We start from the raw sequence: 12,778 nt of genomic DNA on the forward strand, positions 1-12,778 counted from the left end.
GGGCCCCCAGTCCAAAGCTCAACGCTCAGGTCATCCCCCGGGTCACCCCTTGACCAGGCTCAGCGCCACTGCTTCGGCCACTCGAATGCCGTCGATGCCGGCGGACAGGATACCCCCGGCATAGCCCGCCCCTTCGCCAGCGGGGTAGAGCCCAACGGTGTTGAGACTCTGGAATTGCTCATTGCGCTGGATGCGAATAGGCGATGAGGTACGGGTTTCGACCCCGGTGAGCACGGCGTCAGCCATGGCAAAGCCAGGGATTTTGTGATCGAAGGCAGGGATAGCCTCGCGCAGGGCGGCGATCGCATAGTCCGGCAAACTCGTACTCAAATCTCCCAATTTCACCCCCGGTTTGTAGGAGGGGTGTACCGTGCCAAGCTTGGTGGAGGGGCGATGGGCCAGAAAGTCTCCCACCAGTTGCCCAGGAGCCTCGTAGGTGCCGCCGCCTAATTGAAAGGCACCCGCTTCCAATTGTCGTTGTAGGGCAATGCCCGCCAGGGGCCCCTCAGGATAATCTTCGGGCGTAATGCCGACGACAATGGCGCTATTGGCGTTTGACTCATCGCGGGCGTACTCGCTCATGCCGTTGGTCACCAACCGGCCCGGCTCGGAGGCCGCTGCCACCACCTTGCCCCCGGGACACATGCAAAAGCTATAGACCGAACGCCCGTTTTCGCAGTGGTGCACCAGCTTATAATCGGCGGCCCCAAGCCGAGGGTGCCCGGCCTGGTCGCCCAGCCGACAGCGATCGATCAGCGACTGGGGATGCTCAATACGAAAGCCGATGGAAAAGGGCTTGGCCTCGATGTAAACGCCGCGCTCGTAGAGCATTTGAAAGGTATCGCGGGCGCTGTGGCCTACGGCCAGCACCACATGGCCGCTGGTTAAGGTGTCACCGTTGTCGAGCCGCACGCCACGCACCTGGCCCTGGTCGATATCGATATCGACCACGCGGGTCTGAAAGCGAATTTCGCCCCCCAGGGACTCAATGGTGGCCCGCAGGTTTTGCACGATTTTAACCAGGCGGTAGGTGCCAATGTGGGGCTTGTTGATGTAGAGAATTTCGGGGGCTGCCCCGGCGTTGACCAGTTCACTCAGCACCTTGCGACCGTAGTGTTGGGGGTCGCTGACCTGGCTGTAGAGCTTACCATCAGAAAACGTGCCTGCGCCGCCTTCGCCAAACTGAGCATTGGATTCGGGGTTGAGGGTTTTCTTGAGCCAAAACCCGAAGGTATCGACACTGCGATCGCGCACCGACTTGCCCCGCTCCAAAATTATGGGCCGGAACCCCATCTGGGCCAACAGCAGCCCCGCAAACATGCCGCAGGGCCCCATGCCAATGACGACGGGCCGCTGTAGCAGGTGCTCGGGAGCCTGGCCTACCGGTTGGTAGGTCATATCTGGCGTCGGCACCACATGGGCATCTTTTTTAAACCGCTTGAGCAGGGCTTTTTCCTTAGGTGTTTCTACATCAACGATATAGACCAGGGTGATGTTGCTCTTTTTGCGGGCGTCGTAGCTGCGCTTGAAGATGGTGTAGGCGGTCAGGTCTGCCGCCGCCAGGTGCAGCTTTTTGAGAATGGCGGCCTCAAGGGCGGCCTCGGAATGGTCTAGGGGCAGTTTGATTTGGCTGAGGCGTAGCATACGGCGAGGGCGGGCTGGGCGAAGCGCAGAAATTCATCATGCCATATTGACCTGGGGAGTCACCATTCTGCTGACTATCCGTCAGGAATGTTATGGCCGATCGCTGTATAGGGTGACATAGGCTACATCAAAAGGATAGACAACCATGAAACTAAACCTGGGCTGGGCATTGCTGGGAGGGTTACCGTTGAGCCTGCTGAGCAACCTGGGGGGCGCTGCGCTGGCCAACACCATTGAGATGACTGTATTGCCCACCCACGGGCCAATCGCCAACTGTCCGGCAGGGTTAATTGCCCACGAAACCTCACAGCCTTATTTTGAGGGGGGCTATGCCACCAACGGCATGATCAAACTACGGGACGTGGCTACCAATATTCAGATCCTACAGTCGGATGACTTTAGTACGACCTGGGTCGGCAGGCTCAAGCCAGAATATCGCCATTGCGAGGCCTCCGGCGGTATGGATAGCATTGATGGCGAAGCGTTCCAGGGGCACTCCTATATCCGCATTCAGCTGGTCGATGGCCAGATCAGGGCTATGCTCGACATGACCGGCATGGCCGATGCCAACGGGTTTACCACCGTGATCACCTATCAGGGATTGCGGGAAGGGAATCCTCGCTGGACCTGGGCCGGTACCGATTAGTTAGGGTCAGGCCATGAACGGGCATTGCTGGGCAGACATTGAGCTACTATTTTAGCCGCCGGGCTCCTAAGCTCTAGCTCAGGGCAATCGTTACCCAACTCACGCCGCCTACCCCCGCTATGACTATCTTCGTCGCCCTCGATTTTGAAACCGCCGATCGCTACCGCGATAGCGCCTGCGCCATCGGCCTGGTGCGGGTCGAGCAGGGTCAGGTGGTCGATAAAGTCCACTACCTGATTCGCCCGCCGCGATCGGGGTTTGAGTTTACCCACATTCACGGCATTACCTGGGCTCAGGTGGCAGATCAGCCTGATTTTGCAGAGTTGTGGCCTCAGATAGCGACCCTGTTGGCCGGGGCGGACTTTTTTGCCGCCCACAATGCCCCCTTTGACCGTAGCGTGCTCTACGCCTGCTGCAGGGCCTACGGGCTTCTGCCGCCGACCCCCGAGTTTGTCTGCACCGTCAAGCTGGCCCGGCAGGCGTGGAACATTCGCCCCACCAAGCTGCCCGACGTGTGCGCCTACCTGGGCATTGCCCTCAACCACCACGATGCACTGTCGGATGCGGAGGCCTGCGCCCAGATTGCGATCGCATCGGCGCTAGGGTCTGTTAAAAGCCCCCTAAAACCTTGATTTTGCCTACATCGAGGATCAGGCCTAGACTGGTCTGTCGTACGGTAGGGTTCGTCGATGAATATTTGGGATTAGCCAATGCGCAGCAGTTCAACATCAAACAGCAGCGTCGCATTGGGCGGAATCACCCCGCCAGCACCTCGGCTGCCGTAGCCCAGCTCAGCGGGAATCACCAGCTTGCGCTGCCCCCCAACTCGCATGGTGCCAACGCCTTCATCCCAACCCTTGATCACCTGGCCGACGCCAATTTGAAAACTAAAGGGACGCCCGCGATCGCGGGAGCTATCAAACTTAGTGCCATCTTCGAGGGTGCCGGTGTAGTGCACGGTAACCCGCTGCCCAGACTGGGGCATGGCTCCGGTACCCTCAACTAGGTCAACGTACTGGAGGCCAGAGTCGGTGGTAATCAGGGTTTCGTCAGTCATGTCAGCAGGGGTCTCAGCGGTACTCTCAGAATCCAAATCAGCAGCAGCCTGGGCGATCTGAACGGTGCGATCGCCTAGGGAGGCAGCTGCTTCGACGACCGCCGCTGCACTCAGATTAGAGGCCATAGCCTCGGGCTGGGGGCTGGTGAATTGAGCGACCACCAGCACCACTAGACAAGCAGCTAAAACGCCCAGACTAATTAAAATTTCTCGCACGATACATCTCCCATCGCAGCTCGCTTCATATCGTGATCATATAGCAAATGCTTCACCCAAACCGATAGCCAAACCCTCGCAGCGTGGTCACGTATTGTGGATTGGCCGGGTCAGGCTCGATCTTTTCGCGCAACCAGCGAATGTGCACATCGACGGTTTTGCGATCGCCGATAAAATCAGCCCCCCAGATCGACTGAATCAGCTCTTCCCGCGACCAGACTCGATTGGGGCTTTGCAGAAAGAGTTCCAGCAGGCGAAATTCTTTCGGCGACAGGTTGACCTCTTGCCCCTTGACCACCACCCTAAACTCGCTGCTGTGCAGCACGATATCTTTGTAGGTCAAAATTTCGGCGTTGGGCTGCGCTCTACGCCACTGGTGTCGTCGCAGCAGTGCCCGACAGCGGGCAATCAGTTCACGCATGCCAAAGGGCTTGGGCAGGTAGTCGTCGGCCCCCACTTCAAGGCCCACCACGCGATCCATTTCGGCGGCCTTCGCGCTCAAAATCAAGATGGGCATATCCAGATTGTGGTGGCGCATGAGTCGGCATAGATCCAATCCATTAACTCCGGGCAGCATCAGGTCAACGATGGCCAAATCGATCACAAGCGCATTCAACTTCTCTTCGGTAGGCGGGAAAATCAAATCCAGCGCCCGCTGCCCCGATTCGGCCGTCACCACTTCATACCCTTCCTCTGTCAGGGCCATGGCTACGGTTTCACGAATCAGATCTTCATCGTCAATGACAAGAATGCGCTCTCGAGCCATGGGCAATGACAACCCAGAAGGTAATTTTTGCACAGCGAGGCGAAACCCGACGGAGTATCCATACAAGCACCAGACCAGTAGCTACTGACCAGCACCGCTAAAAACAGCAGGCCCGTTGGTGAGACAGTAGCTTCTAATGCGAAGCCGCAGCCCAACAGCCTACATTAAGATGCCATCGTCTCTGGTTGAGCTTAAGACAAGGTCGGATTCTGGTTAAGCTTGTGTAAATACACAATCAGCAGGCTGGGTTGGATCCCTCGCTAAGCCTACAGGTTAGGGTCGAGTTTCCAATTCAGAGGTGGCTTGAGGCCGGGCTTTGATGGTATCTATCACTGGCAACAGCACGGCCAGCCGACAGCCGCTATCCGCTGTGCCCTGTAGCTTGATGTATCCGCCGTGGCGTTGGGCCAGGTGCTGTACTAGCCGCAGCCCCAGTTGGGTTTGAGACCGGGCCGGTCTGGGGTCTGAGCAACCCATCTCAGGACGATAGTCAGATCTGGCTGGGCTCGAGAAATAGTCGAGCACATCGATGGGCAAACTTTCTTCGAGCCAGGGGTTAGCTAGCCAGGCTATGAGGGTCAAGGCTGGACCCCGGCGGCAGGCGTGAATACACAGCGTACTGTGGGCCCCAGCCACCTGCATAATGCTGAAACTGAGGTGATACAAAATTTGTTTGACGGTGCGTTGATCTAAGCTCCAATGCTGTTCGCCAGGTTCGACAGTAAAAATGAGAGTCTGAGCTGACTTATCGGCCAGAGGGGTGAGCAGCGTCATCACCCGTTGCCCCAGGGTCGCGATGTCGATGGTGGTCGCAGTCAGGGCGGGCATTTCGGCTTGGGGCCACCCCAGATCGAGAATTTCATCCACCAGGGTCATAAGACCCTGACTACTGCGACATACGATGTCGGTATATTCGCGCTGTTTTTGGGTCAGCGGGCCGTAGATTTCGCGGCTGAGCATAGTGGCCATGCCCAGTATCGTGGTCATGGGGCCGCGTAAATCCTGGGTGAGCTGGCTGAGGAGGCCGATGTGCGCTCCCTGCCCAAGGGGGGATGGGGTGGACAGATGCGATCGCCCAGCTATCGTTCTATCCATGGCAACCTGCCGTTCGTACTCGCTCATGCCCCAGCGGGCCGCCATGGCCAAAAAGCCCAGATCTTGCTCGGTAAATCGCCGCGGTTGAGTATCCATGACTGCCAGGGTGCCGATGCAGACGCCCTGGGTGGTCATCAGGGGCACGCCGCCGTAGGCTCGAATGCCGTAGGTGGCCACTAACTCACTCTGGGCCAGGATGGTATCATCGGTAGCGTCGGTCAACAGCAACGGCTGTTCGCTGTCCAAAATATATACCCCAAGTCCCTGATCTAGGCGAATCTGCCGCTGTTGGGACAGCGGATTACCCACCCCGAGGCCCGACAGGCCATAGGCGGCTCGCAGCGATTCGGTAGCGCTGTCGGCAAGGGTCACGATCGCCAAAGGCATGGCTAAAAACTGGGCCGCCAACTGAGCGGCTTCGTCCCAAGCAGGGATGCTGGTCTGACCCTCAAGGCCCAGATCGACGATGGCCTGGCAACGCCGCTGCTGGCGATCGGCCTGAGATTGCCCCGGTAAGGCGCAGGCTGGCCGGGCTACAGGGGCGGCCAATGTTTCTGTCTTTAAGTAGGTGCCATCAAGGCCTCTCGCTGACCTCTCTTCAGGAGGCATTGAAAATACAGAACCGCTCATAGCCAACGCTTAACCTTGCTGCGACACAGACCCTAGAATGCCCGAGAGGTCTGGCCCAACTAACGGCCAACGCAAATCAACGGTATCTTTTTTAACTAAACTCTGGGCTGAGACTCTAGAAAATCAGGAGCCGATTGAGAAGGTTAAGCTGGGCTCAGAGCAGGCGGGGGCTGGGCCATGGCGAATGGCCTTAAATCACTTGGGCCGGTTCAGCCAGGGCGGCCGTGGTTGTAGCCTTAGTGCGATCGAGCACCGTCCACAGATGCTGGAGCATTGGCTCTACCCCTATGCCCGCCACCGCCGAGATGCCGTACACTGGCCCCGGCACCTGGGCTTTAAACTGGTCGATTAGCTCCGCTAGAACCTGTGGGGTGAGGGCATCAACCTTGTTGAGGGCCACTACCTGGGGGCGATCGCTCAGGGTGCGCCCGTAGGCGGCCAGCTCCTGCTGAATAGTGTGAAAGTTGTCGATGGGGTGTTCGGCAGTGGCATCGACCACGTGCAGCAGCACCCGCGTGCGCTCAATGTGGCGCAAAAACTCGTGGCCTAGCCCCAAACCCAGGTGTGCCCCCTGAATCAGCCCTGGAATGTCGGCAAAGACGGTGCCATCGCCGGTAGGGCGACGCACTACCCCCAGGTTGGGCACCAGGGTCGTAAACGGATAATCGGCAATTTTGGGACGGGCCGCCGACAGGGCCGCAATCAGGGTCGATTTGCCCGCATTAGGCAGGCCGACGATGCCCACCTCTGCCAGCAACTTCAGCTCTAGGCGCAGGTGGCAGGTTTCGCCGGGCAACCCCGGCAGGGCATGTTCTGGAGCGCGGTTGCGGTTACTGAGAAAGTGGCGATTGCCCAGTCCGCCTTTGCCGCCCTGGGCGACACAGAGCAGATCCTCAGCTTCTACCAAATCGCCCAGGAGCTCATCGGTTTCAACGTTGTACACTGCCGTACCGCAGGGCACCTCTAGGTAGAGATCAGCGCCAGCGGCCCCAGTCATGTTCTTGGGCCCACCTCGCTGGCCATGCTTGGCTTTGAAGCGGTGGGCAAAGCGAAAGTCGAGCAACGTCTGTAGTTGTGGGGTAGCCCGCAGGTATATCGACCCGCCGGGGCCGCCGTTGCCCCCGGCTGGCCCTCCCGCCGGGACGTACTTTTCGCGCCGAAAGGCGACCATGCCATCGCCACCATCACCGGCAATGACCTCAACCTCGGCCTGATCGATAAATTGCATTAGTTGGCGCTGCTGTTACTAGATTGAGAAGACTCTTGAGACTGCTGCAGCTCCACCATCACCGTGCGAATCTGTTCAGCCAAAGCCGGATCTTGGGGATGGGCGGCTGTAATGGCGTTGAACCGCCTGACGGTAAGTCCGTTGGCTTCTACGATAGTGCTGGCCTGGTTGCAGTAGTCGACCACGATGGCCCGTACGCTGTTGCGTAGGCTGCGAGACAGCTGGTTGAGGTTGGCCGTACCCATGCAGGAAATATCGATCGAGCCAATATTGTAGCCTGTACCCGTGAGCAGCGTTTGAATCTCACCGTAGGCTTCGCTGCGATGGCTATCCATCTCCAGCACTGACGTGGCGTAGCCCACAATCTCTTCAGGCGAGATGTCCCTATCCTGGGCCTGGGCAGCAGCCCCCAGCCTGATGCCTTCCCCAGCGGGGATTGGGATCCCTGCCCCGCCCACTAGGACGGCTAAGCTGGCCATAGATGCCACGACTAGGGTACGGCGAGCGGGCGGCAAAAAATTAATAAATGGATGAATCATATATGTGTTTCTCCTGTACTGGCTCGAACCAGAATGACCCTGTGCTCCAACCCATTAAAGCGCTTTCGGGAGCGATCGCATCCATCGGAGCGATCGAAAACCTTCCAAACCCAGACGAGGGGTAACCCCGGCTAGTTCCAGCTCCGGCGCTAAAGGCCACCGGGCTTAAATACCCGGCAGAGCTCGATCACTTTCGTCTGTAGGGTAGCGCGTTCATCTCGGCCCTGCTTTAAACTAGACTCTAATTCTAGTAGCAAAGGCAAGCTCTGTTGCAACTGGTCGCAAGTTAGCGATCGCACCTCCTGTTTTAAAAAATAGATCCGCTTAGGGTTGGCGATTTCGGCAGCGGCGGCCACCTCGGCATCGCTGCGCAAACCAGCCAATACCTTAAGCCATAGCCACAGGCGAAACTGGCTCACCAGGGTAGCCACAATGCGCAGGGCCGGCTCATTGCGATCGAGCAGGTCATTCACCAGGGTCAGGGCTGTGGAGGTATCGCCCTGTTTTACCGCCTGGGACAGCTTGAGACTCGTCTGCGTCGATATGGTCACCAGGTCGGTAACCACAGCGGCGGCAATGGGTTGGGGGTTAGTCCCCCAGTAGAGGGCCAGCTTTTCTAGTTCGAGGTGGAGTTGCCGGGTATCGTTACCCACTGCCTCGGCCAGCGCCTCTAGGGCAGCGGTCTCTAGCACCAGCCCCCGCGCCTGAGCGACCGCCACCACCTGCTGGTGGATTTGATCATGCTTCCAAGGGGGGATCGTGGCAAACTCACGCACCTCTCCCCAGGCTTTAAATAACTTCGTAAATTTAGCTCGTCCGTCGGGCTTGGCCACGCTGGTGAGCAGCAACACAGCCGTCTCAGGGAGCTGAGGTAGGGTGCGCTCAAACTCTGCCAGCACCATCTCCGGGCAGCGCTGGCCCAGCCCGGTATTGGCCAGCCACACCAGCCGTTGCCCCTGGCCAAAGGGCGGTGTCATCGCCTGGTTGAGCGCCTGGGCCGGGCCGTTGGGGGCATCCGCTGGAATGACATCGTAATTGAAGCTGGCCCAGGTCTCATCCAGGGTGCGCTGGCGCAGGTCGCGAACGGCATTTTGCAGGGCGAAGTCGTCATCACCCCAGAAGTAGTAGGCGGGCATAGGAGGATCAGGATCTGAGGGGCTGAGGCAAGCAGAGATGGGGGATGTTTTTACCCTGTCAGCTGGCTCAACATCGCTAGCTGGCGACCTCTAATCCTGGCCATTTGCCATGGGATGATGGCACCATCGAGGTGGAAAACGCCTAGGAAACCGAGGGTTGACGTATGCCAAAGCTGATGCAAAGCCCTATTTTAGAAGAAAGCATGGCGTTAATTGATCGAGAATTTGGTCCTCATCAGTTCACCCCGGCGGAGTACGCGGTAGTACGGCGAGTCATCCACAGCACCGCCGATTTTGAATTTAAGCAATTGGTGACCTTTAGTGCCGAATCAATCGCAGCCGCCCTGCAACACCTAGCCGATGGCGGGCCTATTGTTGTCGATGTGACGATGGTGCGTCAGGGAGTGGCGAGTATGGTGGCGCGTACGTTCCAGAATCCTTTGCTGACGGCGGTGACGGCGGGGGACCCTGCTGCGGTCGGCCGCACCCGTACCGAGACCGGTCTACGGCGCTGTTTAGATCACTATCCCAACGCGCTAGTGGTGATCGGCAATGCCCCGACGGCCCTGCTGGCTTTGTGCGATCGCATCGATCAGGGCACCGCCTGCCCGGCCCTAGTGATCGGCGCGCCGGTAGGCTTTGTAGCGGTAGAAGCCTCAAAACAGCGCCTGGCCCAGACCCCGGTGCCCCAGATACGCGTGACCGGGCGCAAGGGGGGGTCTCCTGCCGCCGCCGCCATCCTCAATGCGCTGCTGGTGCTGGCCTGGGAACAGTCATGATGACGCCAATTCACGTGGTCGGGGTCGGGCTAGCGGGGCAGATGGGGCTGTCAGCCAACCTCCTAGCCCTGGTAGAGCAAGCCGTAGTACTGATCGGCAGTGCTCGCCACCTGAGCTATTTTCCTGATGCAGCGGCGGAGACCTGGCCCCTCAACGACCTACAGGCCACCCTCGATCGCCTGCGGGGCTGGCTGGCTGAGGGCAAGCCAGGTATCGCTGTGGTGCTGGTGTCTGGTGATCCACTCTTCTTTGGGTTAGGGCGACTGCTGGTGGAGCAGCTACCGGCGGCAAGCCTGACGTTTCATCCGCACCTCAGCGCCATACAGCTGGCCTTTAGTCGGCTCCAACTTCCCTGGCAGGGAGCGACTCTGATCAGCGTCCATGGGCGATCGCTAGACGCACTCACGGCAGCTCTACGCCGAGGCGACGATTTGATCGCGGTGCTGACCGACCCCACCCACAATCCGGCGGCGATAGGGCAGTTGGCCACAGCCCTAGAGCTACCCTATCGCTACAGACTATGGGTTTGTGAAAACCTGGGGGGCGATACCGAAGCCCTCCACTGCCTTACCCCCGAAACCGTAGGGGGCAAAACCTTTGCCCCACTCAATGTGGTGGTGCTCCAGCGGCAGAGCGAGCCCCCCTCAGAGCTGGAAAACCTACCGCTGATTGGGCTGCCCGATCGTGCCTTCGCCACCTTTAGCGATCGCCCCGGACTGATCACCAAACGCGACATTCGCATTCAAATTTTGGCTGACCTCGCCCCCCACCCAGACCAGACCATTTGGGACATTGGTGCCGGCACCGGATCCGTCAGTGTCGAAATTAACCGCCTGTGCCCCACGGCCCAGGTCTACGCCGTGGAGAAAACCGCCGCTGGCCACGGGCTGATCCAACAAAATCGTCGCCGCTTGGGCAACGATAATCTGCATCCGGTCTATGGCGTCGCCCCCGATGTGCTGGCCTCTCTACCCGACCCCGATCGCATTTTTATCGGCGGCAGCGGCGGGCACCTGGCCACCATTCTAGATCTGGCGGCTCATCGTCTTCGCCCCGGGGGTCGTATTGTTCTGGCTTTAGCCACCCTAGAGCACACGGGCATAGTGCTGGCCTGGGTCGATCAAAGGGAAGTCAGCAAACATTCTTGGCAGGTGCAACTGCGCCAGATTCAGGTGCAGCAGGGGGTGCGCGTTGGGCCGCTGACCCGCTGGCAACCGCTGACACCCATTACCCTGATTAGCCTGACCCGCTTTCCCCAGTAATAAAAAGCCCTAGTTTTTAAACCTGAGGCAGGTTTAAAAACTAGAGCCAAATAGCCACACCCCAACTCCGGTCAACAGCAGCAGCCCTAGGGGCAGCACCCCTGTCAGCGGCTGGTCAGGTAGCCCCACCAGCCAGATAGGCTCGGCCCGCCCTGGCTTCAGCAGTGCTAGGGCATCGATCGTCGCGATCGCAAAGACCCACCCGGCATGCAGGCCCCAGGCTAGGCCCAGGCTCCCGCCTGTTGCCCAGCGGGCCAGCAGCAGCACCGCACCCATCAGGGCCAACCCCGGTAGCTGAGGCGCTCCGGCTGGGCCATCCCAGACCAGGTGAGAAATCGCAAAAATCAGGCAGACTGCGATCGCCATGACGCCCAGCGGCAGCGCCTGCCCTAGCCCGTTCACCAGTACCCCGCGAAATACGAGTTCTTCGATCCAGCCGATAAACAGCGCCAGGGGCAGTACTGCAAGCAGCACCACCCCTGGCGGAGGCACATTTGGGCTGATGGTTGCCGATGACTCAGCGATATCTTGCCGAGCTAAAGGCGACCATGTTCGCCAGCCAAAGCCGACCTGCAAAGCCACTAGCGCAATCACACCCGTTGCCGCGACCCCAAATCCTAAGGCCGCTGTAAGCATGAAAGCACTATTCCAGGCGATCCCATAGTCAGCCCAAGACCCTGAAACCAATCGACGATGCACCTCAACGGCAATCGGAACCATCAGATATAGCGGCAGCAGTAGCGGCAGCTTATGCTGAGCAGCCACCGGATAGATCAGCGGAACCTTACCGATACGAGCAACAATCAAACTGGCAGGAATGCCCAGCCCCATCCAACTTAAAAAAAAACGGTCAGATGAGCAATTGCCAGCGGGTTGACCGACGCAAAAGTCATGGTAAATCGGTACTATTCTGCGTCAGAATCATCATCGAGCTGTTTGAGATGGATATGCTTGTAGCCCAGCTTGATTTCAAACTCATCACCAGACTTGAGCCCCATTTCTTGAGTATAGGTAGCCCCAATTACGATCTGGCCATTTTTGTGAACGCTAACGCGATAAGTCGGCTCACGACCACGACCATCTTTGCTGCTTTCAGGGTCAAGGTTAATGCCTTTAGCCTCAAGCAAAGCGTCGTAGAAGCCAGAGAGGTTGACCCTCACCTGGTTATCTTTGGTCAAGGTGTAATAGCCGCACTCTTTAGCCGTTTCGCGCTTAGTGAGGTTGGCAAGGTCTTTAACCTTTTGCAGCAATGCTTTGCCAGTTAGGGGGTTGGGTTTTTCTGCCATTGTCAGGGAAAATCCTTATGTAAGACGTAAGACCAGATGCCGTAAAACAGCGCTGACAATCGCTAAAGTATAACGTTGACGATCGCCAGTGAATAGCAAAAGAATAATAGCAAATAAATTTGCTCGATTGCACAACTAATTATAATCACGGTGCTAAAAGCTGTCACCGGAAAAATATGTAAATTAGAGGAGAATCTCAGAAATTTCTCGACCTGAGGAAATCTGGACAGGCCATCGCGATCGCCGTCTGGAATTGCTCCTTTGTTGGCCGTGATTATGCTGCCACCTGGATTTCTAGGGTAGACTGCACAATAGCTTTGCCATGGGGTTATCTCTGATTTGGCTGGCTATGGTTATCTATTTATTTAAACGACGGTACTGCTCTAAGCCCAATTTGGTTAAACCTTTAACCCAGTGTCTGTCAGGGAATCATTTATTTTTGGGCGAGAATAATCCTAGAGTCTGGTTGCTTTAGGCCCCAAGTAGATGGAGTC

13 protein-coding genes are annotated in these 12,778 nt (G+C 58.0%); 4 read left to right on the top strand and 9 right to left on the bottom strand.

Annotated features, from left to right (window positions below; genetic code table 11):
• Positions 1-42: 42 nt before the first annotated feature.
• Positions 43-1,644 (bottom strand): NAD(P)/FAD-dependent oxidoreductase, encoded by a 1,602-nt coding sequence (locus IQ254_RS08065; RefSeq protein ID WP_193965663.1) that lies wholly within the window; start codon positions 1,642-1,644, stop codon positions 43-45.
• Positions 1,645-1,789: 145 nt separating this feature from the next.
• On the opposite strand from IQ254_RS08065, the gene IQ254_RS08070 reads away from it, so the two are divergent.
• Both IQ254_RS08070 and IQ254_RS08075 read left to right on the top strand, forming a co-directional pair.
• Positions 1,790-2,290 (top strand): hypothetical protein, encoded by a 501-nt coding sequence (locus tag IQ254_RS08070; RefSeq protein ID WP_193965664.1) that lies wholly within the window; start codon positions 1,790-1,792, stop codon positions 2,288-2,290.
• Between the two features lie 119 nt (positions 2,291-2,409).
• A complete protein-coding gene (locus IQ254_RS08075) occupies positions 2,410-2,922 on the top strand; it encodes a 3'-5' exonuclease (RefSeq protein WP_193965665.1) in 513 nt (170 codons plus the stop codon).
• A gap of 71 nt (positions 2,923-2,993) precedes the next feature.
• On the opposite strand, the gene IQ254_RS08080 is transcribed toward IQ254_RS08075, so the two are convergent.
• The 6 genes from IQ254_RS08080 to holA form a co-directional block, all read right to left on the bottom strand.
• A complete protein-coding gene (locus IQ254_RS08080; RefSeq protein WP_193965666.1) occupies positions 2,994-3,563 on the bottom strand; it encodes an FKBP-type peptidyl-prolyl cis-trans isomerase in 570 nt (189 codons plus the stop codon).
• Between the two features lie 52 nt (positions 3,564-3,615).
• Positions 3,616-4,329, bottom strand: a complete 714-nt coding sequence (locus IQ254_RS08085; protein ID WP_193965692.1) for a response regulator transcription factor — start codon at positions 4,327-4,329, stop codon at positions 3,616-3,618.
• 273 nt (positions 4,330-4,602) lie between these two features.
• Complete coding sequence (locus IQ254_RS08090) at positions 4,603-5,973, bottom strand: GAF domain-containing protein (protein WP_193965667.1); 1,371 nt, start codon at positions 5,971-5,973, stop codon at positions 4,603-4,605.
• Positions 5,974-6,244: 271 nt separating this feature from the next.
• Positions 6,245-7,282 (bottom strand): GTPase ObgE, encoded by a 1,038-nt coding sequence (gene obgE / locus IQ254_RS08095; protein ID WP_193965668.1) that lies wholly within the window; start codon positions 7,280-7,282, stop codon positions 6,245-6,247.
• Entirely contained in the window at positions 7,282-7,821 is a 540-nt protein-coding gene (locus IQ254_RS08100) for a DUF4168 domain-containing protein (protein ID WP_193965669.1), read from the bottom strand. Before IQ254_RS08100 ends, obgE begins: the two co-directional genes overlap by 1 nt.
• Before the next feature lie 149 nt (positions 7,822-7,970).
• Complete coding sequence (holA, locus tag IQ254_RS08105) at positions 7,971-8,957, bottom strand: DNA polymerase III subunit delta (RefSeq protein WP_193965670.1); 987 nt, start codon at positions 8,955-8,957, stop codon at positions 7,971-7,973.
• A 164-nt stretch (positions 8,958-9,121) separates the two neighbouring features.
• Between holA and IQ254_RS08110 the strand changes: the two genes are divergently transcribed.
• Positions 9,122-9,736 carry a precorrin-8X methylmutase gene (locus IQ254_RS08110; RefSeq protein ID WP_193965671.1) on the top strand — a complete coding sequence of 205 codons (615 nt, stop codon included), beginning with the start codon at positions 9,122-9,124 and terminating at the stop codon, positions 9,734-9,736.
• The gene (gene cbiE, locus IQ254_RS08115) at positions 9,733-10,998 is read left to right on the top strand and encodes a precorrin-6y C5,15-methyltransferase (decarboxylating) subunit CbiE (protein WP_228040351.1); all 1,266 of its coding nucleotides are present in this window, start codon (positions 9,733-9,735) and stop codon (positions 10,996-10,998) included. Before IQ254_RS08110 ends, cbiE begins: the two co-directional genes overlap by 4 nt.
• A 33-nt stretch (positions 10,999-11,031) precedes the next feature.
• Here the strand turns inward: cbiE and IQ254_RS08120 are convergent, their stop codons facing one another.
• The gene (locus IQ254_RS08120; protein WP_193965672.1) at positions 11,032-11,829 is read right to left on the bottom strand and encodes a CPBP family intramembrane glutamic endopeptidase; all 798 of its coding nucleotides are present in this window, start codon (positions 11,827-11,829) and stop codon (positions 11,032-11,034) included.
• A gap of 74 nt (positions 11,830-11,903) precedes the next feature.
• Entirely contained in the window at positions 11,904-12,284 is a 381-nt protein-coding gene (locus IQ254_RS08125; protein WP_193965673.1) for an AbrB family transcriptional regulator, read from the bottom strand.
• Positions 12,285-12,778: the final 494 nt, after the last annotated feature.

This window comes from Nodosilinea sp. LEGE 07088 (assembly GCF_015207395.1).
Lineage (GTDB): Bacteria > Cyanobacteriota > Cyanobacteriia > Phormidesmidales > Phormidesmidaceae > Nodosilinea.

What these genes read in the sequence shown, in the direction of transcription:
- IQ254_RS08065 (WP_193965663.1), bottom strand. Translation starts at nt 1,644, where the DNA reads ATGCTACGCCTCAGCCAAATCAAACTGCCCCTAGACCATTCCGAGGCC.
- cbiE (WP_228040351.1), top strand. Translation starts at nt 9,733, where the DNA reads ATGATGACGCCAATTCACGTGGTCGGGGTCGGGCTAGCGGGGCAGATG.
- IQ254_RS08075 (WP_193965665.1), top strand. Translation starts at nt 2,410, where the DNA reads ATGACTATCTTCGTCGCCCTCGATTTTGAAACCGCCGATCGCTACCGC.
- IQ254_RS08125 (WP_193965673.1), bottom strand. Translation starts at nt 12,284, where the DNA reads ATGGCAGAAAAACCCAACCCCCTAACTGGCAAAGCATTGCTGCAAAAG.
- IQ254_RS08100 (WP_193965669.1), bottom strand. Translation starts at nt 7,821, where the DNA reads ATGATTCATCCATTTATTAATTTTTTGCCGCCCGCTCGCCGTACCCTA.
- IQ254_RS08085 (WP_193965692.1), bottom strand. Translation starts at nt 4,329, where the DNA reads ATGGCTCGAGAGCGCATTCTTGTCATTGACGATGAAGATCTGATTCGT.
- IQ254_RS08070 (WP_193965664.1), top strand. Translation starts at nt 1,790, where the DNA reads ATGAAACTAAACCTGGGCTGGGCATTGCTGGGAGGGTTACCGTTGAGC.
- IQ254_RS08120 (WP_193965672.1), bottom strand. Translation starts at nt 11,829, where the DNA reads ATGGGGCTGGGCATTCCTGCCAGTTTGATTGTTGCTCGTATCGGTAAG.
- IQ254_RS08110 (WP_193965671.1), top strand. Translation starts at nt 9,122, where the DNA reads ATGCCAAAGCTGATGCAAAGCCCTATTTTAGAAGAAAGCATGGCGTTA.
- holA (WP_193965670.1), bottom strand. Translation starts at nt 8,957, where the DNA reads ATGCCCGCCTACTACTTCTGGGGTGATGACGACTTCGCCCTGCAAAAT.
- obgE (WP_193965668.1), bottom strand. Translation starts at nt 7,282, where the DNA reads ATGCAATTTATCGATCAGGCCGAGGTTGAGGTCATTGCCGGTGATGGT.